The sequence below is a fragment of the Klebsiella sp. CN_Kp073 genome, assembly GCF_040065495.2.
Classification (GTDB): domain Bacteria; phylum Pseudomonadota; class Gammaproteobacteria; order Enterobacterales; family Enterobacteriaceae; genus Klebsiella; species Klebsiella aerogenes.
On the sequence record NZ_CM198051.1, the window covers coordinates 2,047,323 to 2,064,838 of the forward strand.

Consider the following 17,516-nt stretch of genomic DNA (forward strand, 5'->3'; position numbering starts at 1 on the left):
ACTCGAGTAAATATGAACAAACTTTTAACTACTTTATTGCTGCTGTTAAGTAGCCCGTTGGCGCTGGCTAATCAATTTCCCGTCACCGTGGATAGCTGCGGTAAGCCCATCACCTTTAATCAACCCCCGCAGCGCGCGGTGATTAACGATCTTAATATGGCGGAAATGGCCTTCGCGCTCGATCTCCAGCAGCGGATTGTGGGGCTAACCGGCATCACCGGCTGGTACAAACTTACGCCGGAGTTCAAAGCGGCAATGGGGGCCATCCCCGAGCTGGCGCCTAAATATCCGGCGCTGGAAACGCTGCTGGCGGTTCGGCCGGACTTTTTCTTCGCCGGCTGGAACTACGGCATGAAAATCGGCGGCGATGTGACGCCGCAGACGCTGGCGCCATATGGGATTAACACCCTGGTACTCAGTGAAAGCTGCGTCCAGGCCGGCGGGCGCGGGAAGAAAGCTGATATGAGTTTGCTGTACAACGATGAACTCAAGTTGGGCAAGATTTTTGGCAAGCAACAACAGGCAGAAGCGCTGGTGGAAGGATGGAAGCGTCGCCTGGCGCATCTGCCTGCCAGGGCAGCGAATACGCAGCCGCTGCGGGTCTTTGTCTATGACTCCGGCGAAGATAAACCTTTTACCAGCGGCAAGTACGGGATGCCGACGGCCATTATCGAGGCGGCCGGGGGACGCAACGTGATGGATACTCTGGACGCGAACTGGACAACGACGAGCTGGGAGGCGGTGGCGGCCAGAGAACCACAGGTGATTATTCTGCTCGATTACCAAACCGGCACGGGAACCGAGGCGCTGCAGCGCATACTGGAATCCCATCCCCTGATGAAACAGACCCCCGCTGTCCGGCAGCAGCGTTATCTAAAGTTGCAGTATGCTGAATTGACTCCGGGGCCGGCGAATATTGCGGCAGTTGAGAAGCTGGCGCATCTCTTATATGCCACGGACGTGAAATGAAGCCGTCAGTGCAACGTTTTGTTCTATGGACGGCGCTGGCATCCGTCGTTTTATGCGCCTTGATGATTTCGAGCCTGCGGTTGGGGAGTGTGGAACTCTCATGGCGACAGGTGATATCAGCGTTAGGGCTATCATCGGCTCCCATTCCCGAAATTTTGAAAACTATCATCATTGACTTACGCCTACCACGGAGCCTGCTGGCGGCGTTGACCGGCGCAGGACTGGCGATCGCCGGCTTGCTGTTACAGACTACGACACGTAACGAACTGGCCGATCCATTCTTGTTCGGTCTCTCTTCAGGCGCTTCCGCCGGCGCGGTGCTGGTGATCACCCGTTTCGGCGAGATACTGGGGGCGTTTACGCTGCCGGTCTCGGCCTTCATCGGCGGGATATTATCCGCGCTGGCGGTGATGATGTTGTTTCGCGTCAACCAGCTAAGGCGAGCGGAACAGTTAATTATCTGCGGCCTGGCGGTGTCGTTTCTTTTCAGCGCGCTGACCAGCTATCTGGTCTTTTCCGGCGATCAGCGAGCGGCCGGTTCGTTGCTATTCTGGTCATTGGGCGGTCTGGGACTGGCGCGATGGGACAACCTGTTCATTCCGTTATTGAGCCTGGCGTTGTTGAGCGGATTTACCCTGATTCGCTGGCGGGCGTTGGATGCGCTGCTGGCGGGGGAGCAGACGGCCTGCTCGCTGGGCGTCGACGTGGAGCGGCTGAGAAGCGAAACCTTTCTCTGCTGCGCGTTGGCTACCGCTTTGCTGGTCTCTTTAACCGGGGTCATTGGTTTTGTCGGCCTGATGGTGCCTTATCTGGCGCGTCGGGTCGTGGGCGTCAGGCACCGAATGGCCGTGCCAATGTGCGCTCTGCTGGGCGCGATATTGCTCATTGGCGGCGATATACTTAGCCGAAGCCTGATAGCGAATCAAGAATTACCGATTGGTATTATTACTGCCGGGCTTGGCGGCGCGTTTATTGTTAGTCTGCTGATGCGGGCAACACGATAAGCCGGGGCAAGGCTAATAAAACCCATTAATTGCGCGCAATTAATGGGTTTTATTATTTGAATGAATGTTATTCGCCGAATATAAAAATATTCTCCGCCGTTGAAGAGGTGACTTTTCTGGCTGGTGCGCATTTGGGGGAGATAGAATGTTTGTAAATAATTCGCCAGAAATATAATTGAGCCGAAAATTCTTTCAGGTCAATATTGTTGCGGCATAGCGGTAAGTGATGATTTATATCAATGGAATAGGCATCATTGGCGCATGCCCCGTTAGTCAGTGAGTTTTTGGTTTAATTCCCTACTAAAAACACATGAGCCCACGCGATATATTGCAATATTGCGATTGCTAGTTATTTTGTTTGTTATTTCTATAGTGAATATTCTTGATATCAATCTAAATATGGTTCATTAATCTGGGTGGCTGACGGTAACTAGTGATTCATTCTGATGTGGTTCGGATATATAAGGGATGTAATGAACAACGCCTTCCCAGGTGAGCGACTCAATACCCGTATTCATTCACAATTGTCACTGCATATCGAAATTGAACCGAGGGCCGTCGAGCTGACGCTTAAACTTCTGGCCGTTAGTCGTTTCGATAATATTAAAGCCCACCCAATATTCGTTCAAGAAAAAATAAATACCAATAACAATAATTCAATTTTTTCTCTTTCGGAGCGCCGTTCGCCCGTGAGTTAGCAAGGTGAAATGAAATCTGGGGTTTAAGAACGTCTTATTGAAGAAGCAAAAGTAACGCACAGGAGGTGCGATGAAAACATTACGACCACTGTGGGGCAGGGGTCAGATGATCTCCCCACAACATTTTCAACAACAGGTGAACCAGGCGGCCTGGCAAAGCGAATGTATTGCCCGTCTGGGAGTAATGAATCCCTGGGGCGTCATCCGCGTCGAATTTGACGCCGCCCTGCTAAAGCAAGGGACACTAAAAGCCAGTCACCTGTACGTGCGCTTTCCTGACGGCACGCTTATCGACAGCGATAACGCTGATGCGCTTCCTGCGGTAATGGTATTGCCGCAGGAGGACTGCCGTGAATTAACCGTGGTGCTGGCGCTGCCTCATGAGAATGAAAACGGCGGCAACTGCCTGCAGATGGAAGAGCGCGCAGAGCGGCCGGTACGTTGGCGTCTGGCCTGGCGAGAAGTGCGCAACAGATATGGCGAAGACAGTCGACAAATTGCGGTGCTGCTTGCGCAACTGACGCTGCGCGCTGCGGATGACGATAACGGCGATTATCAAACCGTCGCCCTCGCCAGACTACGTCGCGACAGTCAGAACTGTTGGTCGCTGGATGAGCACTTTATCCCGCCGCTGCTGAAAGTGTTGGCCAGCCACTGGCTTTACGAACAAACAGAACAGCTGACGAATCAGCTGCGCGCGCGCCTGCAGCGCCTGATGGCGATGCGCCGGGAGAGCAACGCCAGGATGGCGGATTTTGCGGTAGCGGATGTATCACTGTTCTGGCTACTGAACGCGCTCAACAGCGCGGAGCCGGTGTTGAGCCATTTTCTACGCCATCCACAGGTACATCCGGAACGGCTGTATGAAGCGCTGGCCGGCCTGGCGGGCAGTCTGCTGACCTTCTCCCTTGACCATACTACGGCGGATATTCCGCCTTATCGCCATCAGGCGCTGACAGAAGTCTTTCCACCGTTGTTCAAATTACTCGGCGTACTGCTCGAAGCCAGCCTGCCATCCAGGGTCGTGGCGATTGAAATGACGCACGATGACCGGCGTAAGCGCTGGCATGCCCGTCTGCACGATCCAAGGTTGCGCGAAGAGGCCGATTTTTATCTCTCGGTGCGTTCCGCGCTACCTGCGGCGCAGCTGCTGGAGCAATTTCCGCAACAGTGTAAAGCCGGTAGCCCCGATGAGGTTGACCGGGTGGTCAACGGTTCGCAGCCGGGTATTCCGCTAAAGGCCATGAGCCATGTTCCCGCCGCCATCCCGCTGCGCCTGGAAAATCAGTATTTCACCCTTGATATGACTCATCCGGCGGCGCAGGCGATGCTGGCGGAAGGGAGTTGCGTCTTTTATGTGCCCGGCCTGCTGGGCGACCCTGAACTCGAACTGTATGCGGTGCTGCGCTCATGACTCAGGATCTCAATATTGATGCTCTGCTGGCGGATAGCTGGCTTACGGTGACGGAACTGCGTCTCGGCGCCAAACTGGCCGAGGGGGAGGGGAAACTCCTCTGGCAGCGTTGTGTAAACAACATTGAACAGGTGATGGCGCAGCTTGTGGCCGCGGATGTCAGTGAGGCGAACCGCCAGCATATCCTTTATAGCTGGTGCGCGCTGCTGGATGAAACCGCCAAAGGCCGCAAAGAGGAAGATGACGCCAGTATCACCTGGTACGATCGACCGCTGGAGGTCAAATATTTTGGCGGCATGGAAGCCGGGGATGCGCTCTATGAGCGCATCCGCCAGGTGCTGCGCGAACCGGCGCCGGATCTAGCCGTACTGACCTGTTTTCATCGGGTGCTGGCGCTGGGGTTTAAGGGCCGGTATAGCCTTAATGACCCGGCGCGCGCAGCGCTTGTCAGCACGCTCGGCGAGCGTGTACCGCCGTTTGCGAGCGACCCGCATCAGCCGATACTGGCGGCGCTCTCCGGGCGCAACGGCATGGCTGACTGGCTGCGCCGTTGGCCTATCTGCATTGGATTGTCGCTGGCGGCGGTGGCCGCGCTGTGGCTGGGGTTGAACTACTGGCTGGATGGTCTGGTAGCGGCTTTGCAACTGGGGAGCGGGCAATGAACGCGCGCTATCAGCGCCTGTTATGGTTGTGGGCGGGGCTGCTGGTAGTGCTGCTGAGCCTGCTGTTTCTGCCGTTAACCACCGGCGGCCGGTTGCTGGCTGTTGGGTTGACGGTGGCGGGCGTAGCGGCCGGAGTGGTCTACGTCGAGCGGCAACGACGCGGGCGACCAGAGGATGCCGACTGGATGGTTGAGCTACCGCCGGCGCCTTACCGACTGCCGGTTGTGCTGGTCTGCGGCGACACCGCGGACTGGCCGGGAGAAAGCGCGGTTTATCCTACCTCACAAGGTTGCTGGCTGAGAGTCACCACCGCCGCGTTACAGCAGACGGTGCGTTATTTGCAGCGTGAGCGGCCGGCGCTCATCGCGCAACTGGCAGTGATGTTCTGCGTGCAGCCGCAACAACATGATGATGACGCGGCGCTGACGGCCCGGCTTCGCGAGTTGCGCTGGCAGCTTGCTCAGGTGCGGCGTGATACCCGCCGGGCGATACCGTTACTGCTGAACAGCACCCTGTCCGGCGCATCGCTGGAGCCGTTATGGCAGACTGCGCGTGCCGGAGAGATGACGCAGGTGTGGCCCTCTGACGGCGTGCCGTGCAGCAGCGCAAGCTGGCTGATGCAGGCTGATGGCGCTCATCGCCTGGCGGCGCTGGTGAGGATGAATGCGTTTGCCCGCTTTACGCAGCAGATGGCGTTGAGCGCGTTGACTGCGGCAACCGACGATGTTCCCCCGATTGCTCCGGCAGTCGTGCTGTATCATTTCACGCCTGCCGGGGCGCCTGTCGTGGCGGATAACCTATGGCAGCGCTGGCTGTCTGGTCATACCGCCCTCAACTCACTACCGGGCTGGTTGCCGGAAATGACTTCAGAAGCGCGGACATTGCCTGATTTCATTTTGCCAATACTACCGCTGGGCGGTGGCATCACGCCGAAAAACCGTGCTCTGCGGCGGGCATTCTGCCTGTTCTCCCTCGCGGCCATGATCGCGCTGTGCTGCAGCGCATGGAACAACCATCAACTCCTTCAGCGGATCGGCTTTGATGTTCAGCGCTATGAACGGACGGCGATGGACGACCATGCAGCAAAAGCCCGCGCCGTACAGATTTTACGTCAGGATGCGGCGCAACTGGACGCCTTCGCGCGTGATGGCGCGCCGCTGGCGCTGGGGCTCGGGCTATATCGCGGCGAGCGTCTGCGTCAGACGGTACTGGAAACGATTCGCTCCTACGTCCCCCCGCCACCGCCGAAAGCGGTAGAAAAAATCGTGCCGAAAATTATCCGCCTCGACAGCATGTCACTTTTCGATACCGGCAAGTGGACGCTGAAACCGGGCTCCACCAAGCTGCTGGTGAACTCGCTGCTGGGGATAAAGGCCAGGCCAGGTTGGCTTATCGTCATCGCCGGGCATACCGACAGCGTGGGTGATGATAAATCCAACCAGACACTCTCTCTGAAGCGTGCCGAATCGGTGCGCAACTGGATGCGCGACACCGGTGACGTGCCGGAAAGTTGTTTTGCGGTACAGGGTTATGGCGAAAGCCGACCTATCGCCAGCAACGAGGCGCAGCAAGGCCGGGCGCTGAACCGCCGGGTCGAAATTAGCCTGGTGCCGCAGGCCGATGCCTGCCGGGTGGCGACCAACTCCGCCTCATCCCCGGCGGATGGTGCTTTCTAAACCGACTATCTCATCAATCTCCGTGCGGGCAGGTTTTCCTGTCCGTCGTTTTTGTTGCCGGGGACCGGGGTCAACACAATCTGCCCAACCTTGTGCGCTTTTGGGCTCCTCATCAACAGGAAACAGCGACGGGCGGTAGCGTGGCTGAAAGTGATGGAAGGGAGATAAAGAAAATGGTGTTTGATAAGGGAAAATAAACCATGAGTGACATAAAGCCTTTGTTTTTCAACCACAGTCATCATCTTTTACAGGTGCATGGTTGTAACTCCTCGCTGGATGTTCTGTGCTTCGAAGGCGAGGAAAACTTAAGCGAGCCTTTCCGCTATACCATTGAATTTACCAGCAGCGATCGCGCCATCACCCCGCAGCAGATGTTGCTGCAAAACACCTCGCTGACCTTGCAGGCGCCGGTTGACCAGGGATTTGGCATTAAGATCCAGCAACCGGTGCGCGTGCTGCAGGGGACGATCACCACTTTTGAACGGATTTCCACCTCAAAGGAGGAAACGCGTTACGCCTTGACGTTACAGCCGCGTCTGGCGTTACTGTCGAAGAGCCATCAGAATCGAATTTACCAGGACATGTCGGTGCCGCAGATTGTGGAGCACATTCTCAGAACCCGTCACCACATGCGCGGGGAAGATTTTGTATTTCGACTGGCGCATGAATATCCGCGCCGTGAACAGGTGATGCAGTACGGCGAGGACGATCTGACTTTTATCTCCCGGCTGTTGGGCGAGGTGGGGATCTGGTTTCGCTTCACCGCAGATACCCGGCTAAATATTGATGTGGCGGGGTTCTTCGACGACCAGCAACACTACGAGGCGGGGCTGATGTTGCCCTCGGTCGCCCCGTCAGGGCAGCATGATGGCGGCAGCGAGTCGGTGTGGGATTTGCAGAGCCGACACCACGTGGTTGAGCGTTCGGTCTTCACCCGTGACTACAACTATCGTAACGCGCCCGAGGACATGAATCTCAACATCAATGTCAGCCGCGGCGATAGTACCACCTATGGTGAAGCCTATCACTGGGCGGACAACTATCTGGCGCCGGGTAATCGCTACCAGCATACGCCGGACCCGGAGAGCGGGGCCTTTTATGCCCGTATTCGCCATGAGCGCTACCTGAACCAGCAGACGCGGCTGAGCGGGGAAACAAACTGCGCGACATTGGCTCCCGGCCAACTGCTAAAAGTGAACGGCGGCGAGGAGGTGACGGAGGTCTGGCGCCGGGGCGTGGCGATCACCGCTATTCACTGTCGCGCCCGCCGCGATCGCAGCTTCGAAGTGACGTTTCAGGCCATTCCCAGTGTAGAAACCTATTGCTTTCGCCCGGCAATCATCAGCAAACCCAAGATGGCCGGGACGTTGCCAGCGCGCGTCACCAGCACCAAAATCAACGATCTCTACGGCCATATCGATCGCGACGGACGTTATCGGGTGAACTTATTATTCGACCGCGATCGCTGGCAGCCGGGTGAGGAAAGCCTGTGGGTGCGGCAGGCACGCCCTTACGCCGGTGAAACTTTTGGCCTGCATCTGCCGTTGTTAGCGGGAACCGAAGTGGCGATCGCTTTTGAGCAGGGGGATCCGGATCGGCCCTACATCGCCGGCGCGCTGCACGATTCCACGCACCAGGACCATGTGACGCTTTACAACTACAAGCGCAACGTGCTGCGCACGCCAGCGAACAACAAAATTCGCCTCGATGATACCCGAGGTAAAGAGCACGTTAAGGTCAGCACCGAATATGGCGGCAAGAGCCAACTGAACCTCGGCCATCTGGTGGATCATCAGAACACGCCGCGGGGAGAAGGGTTTGAGTTACGCACCGACAGCTACGGCGCGATCCGCGCAGGCAAAGGGATATTTATCACCGCTGACGAACAGCTGAAAGCGATGGGGGCGGTCGCGGAAATGGAGCCCGCCAGTAAATTGCTCAGCGCCGCCGCAGTTCAGCTCAACGACTGGCAGGAGATTGCCCGCACCCACTACAACATCCCACCGGATATCAGCACGTTAAAGCAGTTCGTCGGCAAAGCCGTCAATCTGGCGAGCCCCGTCCTGCTGATGAGCGCGCCGAAGGGCATCGGCATCGTGACGGCGGAAACGACGCTGTTGCAGAGTGGTAAAGGACTGTATCTGCAAAGCGCCAGCGATATTGCGCTGGCCAGCGGTAATCGTTTGTCGGTGAATACCAAAAACGCTATCTCACTGCTTTCCCACCGCGAAGGGATGCGTATGGTATCGGTGAAAGGCCCGCTGGAGATAGAGTCGCACGGCGATACTCTGGCGCTCACTTCACTGAAAGATATTACCGTTCAGTCAACGCAGGGTCATCTGCAGCTTACCGCGAAAAATGGTATCACCCTGGGCTGCGGCGGCGGCTACATTCGTCTGACTCCGCAGGGGGAAATCCACCTTCATAGCCCGAGCCTGCTCAGTTTTAAGGGCACACATAAGATGCAAGGGCCCGCCGGCGAGACATTTCCGCTTCCCGACCTTCCCACATCGATTTGTAAAGATTGCCTGATTCATGCGCAAGAACTGGCTCAGACCTTTGTTCCGCGTGCCGCCTGACAATCGCTTATTGATATAACTTACCCGGAGGAACAGACCTTGAAACCCATTATTCGGCAGGGTGATAGCTTGCGTGAGCATGGCGGTACGGTGATCGGCGGCCATTACCTCTGTTTTGGTAAAGGTATCGCCTGTAAAGGCGACCAAGTGAGCTGCAATAAACATGGCCTGACGGTCATAGCCGAAGGAAGCTCGCTGTATGAAGTGGATGGTGCTCCGGTGGCTCTTGAGGGGCATCGTTGCGCCTGCGCCTGCGCCTGCGGCTGTACGCTGGTGAGTTCACGCCCTGATTGCGAAGTCGCGCTATGAGACAGCTCACCGACTATCTGCCTTACAAAACCGCCACGCCACCCCACAACGGACGGTGGTTGTCCTTTGGCGCGGGGCTGACGTTTATCAGCGGAGGAGGCGCGGCGTTAATGCCTGCCGAAGCGCGTGGAGGGGCGTTAATTGCCGTCGCGATCGTTAGCGCCGTGCTTTTGGTCTTCATCATCTGGATGCTGCGTCTGCTTTATTACCGCCTGTCGGTCCACTACACCCAGTACTACCAGCGGTTGATCGATCTCGATCATCAAACGTGGTGGGCCCGGCATCAATATAGCGTAGGGCTGGGGGAAACGGTGCTGCTGGGGCCGGTGGGGTGTGAGCCCGAGCACTGGCAGACGCTGCTGAAGCGAGAACATCAGGCGCCAAAAGAGAAACTGGAGGCCGGTGCGCGGGCGCTGCGGCTGATCCACTCGGACATCGTTGATATCGACCTGCGCGAACAACAGCTGGCCCGGATGCTGGTGCGGCAATGGTTGGCGCAGCGAGGCGATCATCAATTTCCCTGCCTGAGCGGCTGTTACTGGCAGGGCAGCGAACCGGCATGGCGAGAATTTTGCGCCGAGCTGCGAAAGCGCTATCCCACCGCTCAGTTGCCGCATATGGCGGAACCCTGGCAAGGTGAGGCCAGCTTATCGGAGATTACCGCACGAATGAATGTGGCTGGCGACGCATGTTTCATTCTGGTGGCAGGGTGCCAGTCGGTAGCGGCGACGGCTGATACCGCAAGACCGGCGGGTGAATCCGCCGTGCTGTGGTTACTGGCCCGGGAGGGGGAGGCGCGACTGACCCGCGGCGAGGTTTATGAAGGCGCCGCGGTGGAAAATATCCAGCAGGTCTGTCAGCGGGCGATGCAGCAAAGCGGGGCCGAACGTCCGCCCGATCCCTGTATCGCATTTACACAGCCGCAAATCCCGGAACTGGCGCAAAGCGGCTGGAACAGCAACCAACTACTGCAGGATGAAAACTGGGGAGAGACAGGGCAGATGGAGCAGCTCATCACCATCGCGCTGGCGGCGATATTTGCCCGCCGCTTTCACCAGTCTTGCGGCTGGATCGCCCGCGATCCGCGTCATGCCCTCTCTCTGGGCATCGTCACCGCAGCCGTGCCGGCACCGCAACCTCAAGATAAGAAGGAATGAACATGTCGTTAATGAATCAGGAATGGACTAGCAAGCTGGAACAATTTGCCCGAAAGCTCGCGCTGCGCGACGTCTATCTCATTGCCGATCAAGGTGTTTTAAGCAATCCGTTGTTGGATGGCTTAAATAGACTTTCTCCTCCGGTGCAGTGGTTCTCGCTCTATCAGGGGCAACCGGAAGAGCCGCTGCTGGAGATGGCGCCTTTATTGATGCGGCTTGAGCTAGCTTGCTGGCAGCATCGTCAGTGGCTCGCCGATCTGATCGCCGCATTTTCCTACAAGCCGGGTCTGCTGATCTTTCTCTCACCGCTAAGTTTTTCAACGCTCGCCGCCCACTTGCGCAATCTGGCCGATGGCGCCTGGGAAGACCGTTCTGGCCTGGTGCGCTATTACGATACCCGCATGTTCCCCTTGCTGATGCAGCATGTGCTCACTGAAGAACAAAAAGCGTGGTTTTTAGAACCGGTTTATCTCTGGAGCTATCGCGATAGAGACAACAAGATCTGCTGGCTGGAAGGCGAGTGTTCGCCAGTTCAGGCAACGATCCCGGAGGCGATCAAGATTAATTTCAGCGATGAGCAAATAATGAAACTGGATGTCGCTATCGATGCCCAGCGATTTACGGTTTCTGAAAAATTCAGCACCTTTTTTACGACTCAGGAGGACAAATTTAATACCCTTTGGCAGCTCGGCTGGCAGGCGCATCAGCAGAATTTTATCGGTGATTTAGCTTCCTGGTTCGAAAGTCACTTTGAGGAATGAAACATCCTCCCTTTTGATAATCAATAGGCGATTATCAGTTCTGTATGGACACATCAATGATAAAGCATATTCGTATTTTGCCCGGCGGGCTGGCGGTGCTCGCCGCCGCTTTTCTCTGCCTGCTGACGGCCTGCCGTGATCATAGTCGTGACGGCATGAGCGCCGCCGATATAACAGTTTTAAATCATGGTCCGGACGCCATTGTTTCGATGCAGGTGAACGGCTACGGCGGGCCAGGCGCTAACTCCTACGGCGGTGGCGGCGGCTTCTGCTGCGTGATGGTGCCCAACGACTGGCGGCCGGGGCTGACGGCAAAAATCACATGGACCTCCGATCCTAACTCCTGGATGAGGCTAAGCGATATGCCTGACAACTACGCGCAATACTATCAGCACCATGGGCCGATTACCGTGCCGATTGAACGCTGGGAGAAGGGGCAGGCCTGCGGTTTTCATGTGCATATTTTCCCCTGCGATAAGGTGCGGATAGTGCGTTCCTGTGTGCTCCCGGGGGGGCCGGTTCAGCCAGGTCAACCTGAATATCCAGTCCCTCAGTCTCCACCTGACTGGAGGGAAAGGGCACACAAAATACTTATCGAACATATCAAGGAGGAAGTTGTATGTCCGACACCGCAGACTCCACGCTGAATGCCCTGAAGGCGCTTATTGCGGCCTTCCAGACCGGCGCCACTCCGGTCGCTGTTAAAACCTCCACCGCAGAAGCGGCCAGCTTACCACCGAAGTTTCCCGGGCCGGATGACAAAAAGCCCGTGGATAAATCCGCGCAGCAGAAAGCCGAATACAACGAGCGCGGCCGCCTGCCGGCGAGCAGAACGCAGACCGAAGGCAACTATGCCAGGCAGTACCTGGAGGGATATGTCGGGGAGTCCGATCATCAATCGGACAAAAAAACGGAACCGGGCTGCCCCGCCAGCCTGCATACACAATTCGCTGCTGACTAATATTGCCCGGCTCTGGTCTATGAGAAACCGGTATTGATATTTGCAGCGGCCCATTTTATTTGACCGCTACAAATATCATCATCAGTTATATATGGAGGTTCATCTATTAGCATAAATACAAGCATTTAATTACGCCATTTATTAATAAGTCATCACTTTATATTTGTAAGGACACATCAATGATAAAGCATATCCGTATTTTGCCCGGCGGACTGGCGGTGCTGGTCGCCGTTTTTCTCTGCCTGCTGACGGCCTGTCGTGACCACAGTCGCGACGGGATGAGCGGCGCAGATATAAACGTCTTAAACCACGGTCCGGACGCCATTGTCTCGTTGCAGGTGAACGGCTATGGGGGACCAAGGGCCAATTCCTACGGCGGCGGCGGCTTCTGCTGTGTGATGGTGCCTGATGTCTGGCGTCCGGGACTGACGGCAAAAATTACCTGGACTTCCGATCCTAATTCCTGGATGAAAATAAGCGGTATGCCTGACAACTATTCACAATACTATCAGCGCCATGGACCGATTACCGTGCCTATTGAACGCTGGGAGAAAGGGCAGGGTTGCGGCTTTGAAGTGCATGTCTTTCCCTGCGATAAGGTGCGGATAGTCCGTTCCTGCTACGGTCGTTCATCTCCGGAATATCCGATACAGCGTGCGCCCGATGAGGATAAAAAAGCAGATAACGTCATTTTTAAACATATCAAGGAGGAAGTCGTATGTCCGACACCGCAGACTCCACGCTGAATGCCCTGAAGGCGCTTATTGCGGCCTTCCAGACCGGTGCCACTCCGGTCACGGTTAAAACCTCCACTGCGGAAGCGGCCAGCTTACCGCCAAAGTTTCCCGGGCCGGATGACAAAAAGCCCGTGGATAAATCCGCGCAGCAGAAAGCCGAATACAACGAGCGCGGCCGTCTGCCGGCGAGCAGAACGCAGACCGAAGGCAACTACGCCAGGCAGTACCTGGAGGGGTATGTTAAAGAGTCCGATCATCAATCGGACAAAAAAACGGAGCCAGGCTGCCCGCCAGCCTGCATACACAATTCGCTGCTGACTAATATTGCCGGCTCTGGCCTATGAGAAACCGGTATTGATATTTGCAGCGGCCCATTTTATTTGACCGCTACAAATATCATTATCAGTTATATATGGAGGTTCATCTATTAGCATAAATACAATCATTTAATTATGTCATTTATTAATAAGTCACCACTTTATATTTGTAAGGACACATCAATGATAAAACATATCCGTATTTTGCCCGGCGGACTGATGGTGCTGGCCGCCGTTTTGCTCTGCCTGCTGACGGCCTGCCGCGACCACAGTCGCGACGGCATGAGCGCTGCTGATATAGCCGTTTTAAACCACGGCCCGGACGCCATCGTTTCGGTGCAGGTTAATGGCTACGGGGGGCCAAGGGCGAATTCCTACGGCGGCGGCGGCGGCTTCTGCTGCGTGATGGTGCCAGATGTCTGGCGACCGGGCCTGACGGCAAAAATCACATGGACCTCCGACCCTAACTCCTGGATGAAACTGAGCGATATGCCTGACAACTATTCGCAATATTATCAGCGCCATGGCCCTATCACCGTCCCCATTGAACGTTGGGAGAAGGGGCAGGCCTGCGGTTTTGACGTGCATATTTTCCCCTGCGATAAGGTGCGGATAGTCCGTTCCTGCTACGGTCGCGCAGATCCGAAATACCCTATACTTCCTCATCCTGATGAGGATAAAAAAGCAGATAATATTATTTTTAAACATATCAAGGAGGAAGTTGTATGTCCGACGCCGCAGACTCCACGTTAAGTGTCCTGAAGGCGCTTATTGCCGCCTTTCAGACCGGCGCCACTCCGGTCACGGTTAAAACCTCCACCGCAGAAGCGGCCAGCTTACCGCCAAAGTTTCCCGGGCCGGATGATAAAAAAGAGAAAACGCCGGCGGATCAACCCACTCAGCAGAAAACCGAATACAACGAGCGCGGCCGCCTGCCAGCGAGCAGAACGCAGACCGAAGGTAACTACGCCAGGCAGTACCTGGAAGGATATGTCGGGGAGTCCGATCATCAATCGGACAAAAAAACGGAGCCAGGCTGCCCGCCAGCCTGCATACACAATTCGCTGCTGACTAATATTGCCCGGCTCTGGCTTATGAGAAACCGGTATTGATATTTGCAGCGGCCCATTTTATTTGACCGCTACAAATATCATTATCAGTTATATATGGGGGGCATCTATTAGCATAAATAAAAGCATTTAATTACGTCATTTATTAACAAGTCATCACTTTATATTTGTAAGGACACATCAATGATAAAGCATATCCGTATTTTGCCCGGCGGGCTGGCGGTGCTGGCCGCCGTTTTTCTCTGCCTGCTGACGGCCTGCCGCGATCACAGTCGCGACGGGATGAGCAGCGCGGACATAACGTTGTTAAACCACGGCCCGGACGCTATCGTTTCGGTGGAGGTCAACGGTTATGGGGGGCCAAGGGCGAACTCCTACGGGGGGGGCGGCGGCTTCTGCTGTGTGATGGTGCCTGATGTCTGGCGGCCGGGCCTGACGGCAAAAATCACCTGGACCTCCGATCCTAACTCCTGGATGAAATCGAGTGAGATGCCCGATGATTATGAGACTCACTATCAGAAACATGGGCCGATTATCGTCCCTATCGAACGCTGGGAGGAGGATCAGGCTTGCGGTTTTCATGTGCATATTTTCCCCTGCGATAAGGTACGGATAGTCCGTTCCTGCATACCACCGGGGCAACCGGGATATCCGGTACCCCAATCGCCACCAGACTGGAAGGAAAGAGCCAAAAATATACTTTATAAACATATCAAGGAGGAGATCGTATGTCCGACAACGCAGACTCCACGCTGAATGCCCTGAAGGCGCTTATTGCCGCCTTTCAGACCGGCGCCACTCCGGTTACGGTTAAAGCCTCCACCGCGGAAGCCGCCAGTTTACCGCCGAAGTTTCCCGGGCCGGATGACAAAAAGCCCGCGGATAAAACCACGCGGCAGAAAACTAAATACAACGAGCGCGGCCGTCTGCCGGCGAGCAGAACGCAGACCGAAGGCAACTATGCCAGGCAGTACCTGGAGGGATATATCGGGGAGTCCGATCATCCATCGGACAAAAAAACGGAACCGGGCTGCCCGGCCAGCCTGCATATCAGCCTGTTCTTCGACGGTACCTGCTGTAATGAAGAAGATGGTGATGAAGTGTACGGCTCGCGAAACCCGCCGTTGACCAATATCGGTCGCCTCTACCATGCAGCAAACTGGAACGGACAGTCGCCGCCAGCGGAAGATGACGGCTACTTTTGTTACTACTTTCCCGGCTGTGGGGCGCGCTTTCCTGAGATTGACGAAGAGCACTACTCGCTGGACGGCGAGCTGTTTGCCAACGGCGGTGAGGATCGTATCAACCAGGCGCTGCTTAAAACCTACAGCAGCATTTGCTATGCGGTGAATAAAAAGGCAATTGAGGACAGCGAACTGACCAGATATCGGCAAAGTATGGCCACCGTCTGGCCCTTCTCGCGGCTGACCCAGAAGTTCAACCGTAAAAGCGCGCTTGACAAATTCTGCGACGACCATCTGGGGGGCGTGGTCAACCAGTGGCCGCGGCAGCCGACGCGGCTGTATATCCAGCGCTCGCAGCGGCGCATCGCCAAAATCAAGCTGTTCGTCTACGGCTACTGCCGGGGGGCCGCCACCGCCCGCGCCTTCGCCCGCGGGCTGGAGTCGTTGCTCGATGACGCTAAAATGCCGCTTGATGCGACAAATATGCTGCCGGCGGGGACGGTGGTTCCGGTCGGCCCGACCCTGCTGGGCATTCCCATCAGTATCGAGTTTATGGGGCTGCTGGATACGGTCTCCGCGGTTGGCGTGCCGCATATCCTGCCGTCGGCCACCGGGCATCTGGGCTGGGCGGCCAACAGCCTGCGGCTGCCGACCACCAAAGGCTTCTTAAAAAGCTGCTACCACTTTGTCGCCGGCCACGAGCAGCACGGCGACCTGCCGCTGGACTCTATCCGCGGTCCGGACGGCAAATACCCGGCGGGAGCGGTGGAGGTGGTCTATCCCGGGATGCATGCCGATGTCGGCGGCGACTGTAAGCCTGCGGAACTCGGCAAAGTGCAGACCGACTCCCGCAGCCTGCTGTCAAAGATTGTGCTGCACGATATGTATGCCGCCGCCTTCGATGCCGGGGCGCCGCTGAGCGTACCTGAAGAAGTATTACCCGGTGGGGCTCAGGACAAAAAATATCGGGTAATGCAAGGCTACGTTGCTGATTATTTCAAAATCTCCGAACAGGCCATCGCCCTGTTTAACGCCTGGCAGCAGGCCGGGGCGCAGCAGGCGGGGGCGAAGACCGAAACGCCGGCCGTCAACGAGGCGGAGGTGGTGGCCATCGCCGTGGCCCAGGGCCGGGATCCGGTTGCCGCGCTGAAGGCGGCTCACGACAAGGCGGATGGCGATAAGGCGAAAGCCGCGGCCGCCGCCGCGAAGCCGCCGGAGAACGGCCCGCTGGGCAAGCTGCCGGATCCGGTGTATGTGCCGCTGAAGGCCAAAGCGCTGGAGGTGATGCTGGCGGACCAGCTGAGCTGGATCACCGCGTGGCGCACCGAGCGCTTTGCCAGCCCGCAATACGCCGATAAGTATTATCAGCGTAAGCCTTTTTATCAGCAGGCGCTGAATGAATCGTCCGGCGCGCTGCCGTCGTCGACGGCGCCCGCGGAAAGCGAAGGGCCGCGAGAAGTGCCGTTTATCGATAAGGATCGTCTGGATCGCGCGGCGTGGGGCTATGACTTTGCCCATACCGGTATCGTGGCGCTGCTGGGCCAGGTGCTGCTGGATGTGATCCCCACCACGCAGACCGACCAGCTTGGCGGTCCGCTGGTGGCGGCGCAGGAGTCGGAATATATCCAGATCAAGAAAAGCGGCGATGCCCGGCGGGCGGCGCTGATGGGCTCGCCGACGATGCAGGATTTTTACGATAACTACGTGCATGACACGCTGGCCAAATATAATCACGACCCGCTGCATTCCTCGTTTTCCCACGGTTATTTTGCGTCGCGGACGATTTACGATAACGATGATGATACGTGGGATTCGGTGAAACAATTTGGCCAGCGGGTAAAATCGATTATAGATATTAATGTCGGCGATATATTAGTGCAGGCGCGAACGGATATGAAAATACAGCTGAAGATATTTATAGCGGCCAATTCTATTTGACCGCTACAAATATCATTATCAGTTATATATGGAGGTTCATCTATTAGCATAAATACAAGCATTTAATTACGCCATTTATT

18 protein-coding genes are annotated in these 17,516 nt (G+C 56.3%); all 18 read left to right on the plus strand.

Annotation, left to right across the window (positions count from 1 at the left end; genetic code table 11):
• Positions 1 to 12 precede the first annotated feature (12 nt).
• The 18 genes from ABLV66_RS09880 to ABLV66_RS09965 all read left to right on the plus strand — a co-directional run bounded on the left by ABLV66_RS09880 (position 13) and on the right by ABLV66_RS09965 (position 17,436).
• Positions 13 to 969 (plus strand): ABC transporter substrate-binding protein, encoded by a 957-nt coding sequence (locus tag ABLV66_RS09880; protein ID WP_289578601.1) that lies wholly within the window; start codon positions 13 to 15, stop codon positions 967 to 969.
• Positions 966 to 1,973 carry a FecCD family ABC transporter permease gene (locus tag ABLV66_RS09885; RefSeq protein WP_045390469.1) on the plus strand — a complete coding sequence of 336 codons (1,008 nt, stop codon included), beginning with the start codon at positions 966 to 968 and terminating at the stop codon, positions 1,971 to 1,973. Before ABLV66_RS09880 ends, ABLV66_RS09885 begins: the two co-directional genes overlap by 4 nt.
• A 473-nt stretch (positions 1,974 to 2,446) precedes the next feature.
• Positions 2,447 to 2,671 (plus strand): hypothetical protein, encoded by a 225-nt coding sequence (locus tag ABLV66_RS09890; RefSeq protein ID WP_227505020.1) that lies wholly within the window; start codon positions 2,447 to 2,449, stop codon positions 2,669 to 2,671.
• Positions 2,672 to 2,741: 70 nt separating this feature from the next.
• Positions 2,742 to 4,085 (plus strand): type VI secretion system baseplate subunit TssK, encoded by a 1,344-nt coding sequence (gene tssK / locus ABLV66_RS09895; RefSeq protein ID WP_063416409.1) that lies wholly within the window; start codon positions 2,742 to 2,744, stop codon positions 4,083 to 4,085.
• Complete coding sequence (gene tssL / locus ABLV66_RS09900; protein ID WP_047045208.1) at positions 4,082 to 4,747, plus strand: type VI secretion system protein TssL, short form; 666 nt, start codon at positions 4,082 to 4,084, stop codon at positions 4,745 to 4,747. Before tssK ends, tssL begins: the two co-directional genes overlap by 4 nt.
• Complete coding sequence (locus ABLV66_RS09905; RefSeq protein WP_047045205.1) at positions 4,744 to 6,423, plus strand: OmpA family protein; 1,680 nt, start codon at positions 4,744 to 4,746, stop codon at positions 6,421 to 6,423. The genes tssL and ABLV66_RS09905 overlap by 4 nt, the downstream gene beginning before the upstream one ends.
• A 200-nt stretch (positions 6,424 to 6,623) precedes the next feature.
• Positions 6,624 to 9,002, plus strand: coding sequence for a type VI secretion system Vgr family protein (locus ABLV66_RS09910; protein ID WP_348875932.1), 2,379 nt, complete (start codon positions 6,624 to 6,626; stop codon positions 9,000 to 9,002).
• A 39-nt stretch (positions 9,003 to 9,041) separates the two neighbouring features.
• A complete protein-coding gene (locus tag ABLV66_RS09915; protein ID WP_348875931.1) occupies positions 9,042 to 9,311 on the plus strand; it encodes a PAAR domain-containing protein in 270 nt (89 codons plus the stop codon).
• Positions 9,308 to 10,468 (plus strand): KPHS_23130 family T6SS system protein, encoded by a 1,161-nt coding sequence (locus ABLV66_RS09920; RefSeq protein WP_047077779.1) that lies wholly within the window; start codon positions 9,308 to 9,310, stop codon positions 10,466 to 10,468. Before ABLV66_RS09915 ends, ABLV66_RS09920 begins: the two co-directional genes overlap by 4 nt.
• Before the next feature lie 2 nt (positions 10,469 to 10,470).
• Entirely contained in the window at positions 10,471 to 11,229 is a 759-nt protein-coding gene (tla1, locus tag ABLV66_RS09925; protein WP_045390483.1) for a toxin Tle1 chaperone Tla1, read from the plus strand.
• Positions 11,230 to 11,285: 56 nt separating this feature from the next.
• Positions 11,286 to 11,876, plus strand: coding sequence for a Tli1a family immunity protein (gene tli1a / locus ABLV66_RS09930; RefSeq protein WP_348875930.1), 591 nt, complete (start codon positions 11,286 to 11,288; stop codon positions 11,874 to 11,876).
• On the plus strand, positions 11,849 to 12,190 hold the full coding sequence (locus ABLV66_RS09935) for a hypothetical protein (RefSeq protein ID WP_348875929.1): 342 nt from the start codon (positions 11,849 to 11,851) through the stop codon (positions 12,188 to 12,190). Before tli1a (ABLV66_RS09930) ends, ABLV66_RS09935 begins: the two co-directional genes overlap by 28 nt.
• A 179-nt stretch (positions 12,191 to 12,369) precedes the next feature.
• Positions 12,370 to 12,936: a Tli1a family immunity protein gene (gene tli1a / locus ABLV66_RS09940; RefSeq protein ID WP_348875928.1), complete on the plus strand. Its 567-nt coding sequence runs from the start codon at positions 12,370 to 12,372 to the stop codon at positions 12,934 to 12,936.
• A complete protein-coding gene (locus ABLV66_RS09945) occupies positions 12,909 to 13,271 on the plus strand; it encodes a hypothetical protein (RefSeq protein WP_512174039.1) in 363 nt (120 codons plus the stop codon). Before tli1a (ABLV66_RS09940) ends, ABLV66_RS09945 begins: the two co-directional genes overlap by 28 nt.
• A 156-nt stretch (positions 13,272 to 13,427) precedes the next feature.
• Positions 13,428 to 13,997, plus strand: coding sequence for a Tli1a family immunity protein (gene tli1a / locus ABLV66_RS09950; RefSeq protein WP_316423625.1), 570 nt, complete (start codon positions 13,428 to 13,430; stop codon positions 13,995 to 13,997).
• Positions 13,970 to 14,356: a hypothetical protein gene (locus ABLV66_RS09955; protein WP_512174041.1), complete on the plus strand. Its 387-nt coding sequence runs from the start codon at positions 13,970 to 13,972 to the stop codon at positions 14,354 to 14,356. Before tli1a (ABLV66_RS09950) ends, ABLV66_RS09955 begins: the two co-directional genes overlap by 28 nt.
• Before the next feature lie 141 nt (positions 14,357 to 14,497).
• Positions 14,498 to 15,070: a Tli1a family immunity protein gene (gene tli1a / locus ABLV66_RS09960; RefSeq protein WP_512174043.1), complete on the plus strand. Its 573-nt coding sequence runs from the start codon at positions 14,498 to 14,500 to the stop codon at positions 15,068 to 15,070.
• Positions 15,043 to 17,436: a Tle1 family T6SS lipase effector gene (locus ABLV66_RS09965; RefSeq protein WP_512174045.1), complete on the plus strand. Its 2,394-nt coding sequence runs from the start codon at positions 15,043 to 15,045 to the stop codon at positions 17,434 to 17,436. The genes tli1a (ABLV66_RS09960) and ABLV66_RS09965 overlap by 28 nt, the downstream gene beginning before the upstream one ends.
• The last annotated feature ends 80 nt before the right edge of the window (positions 17,437 to 17,516 follow it).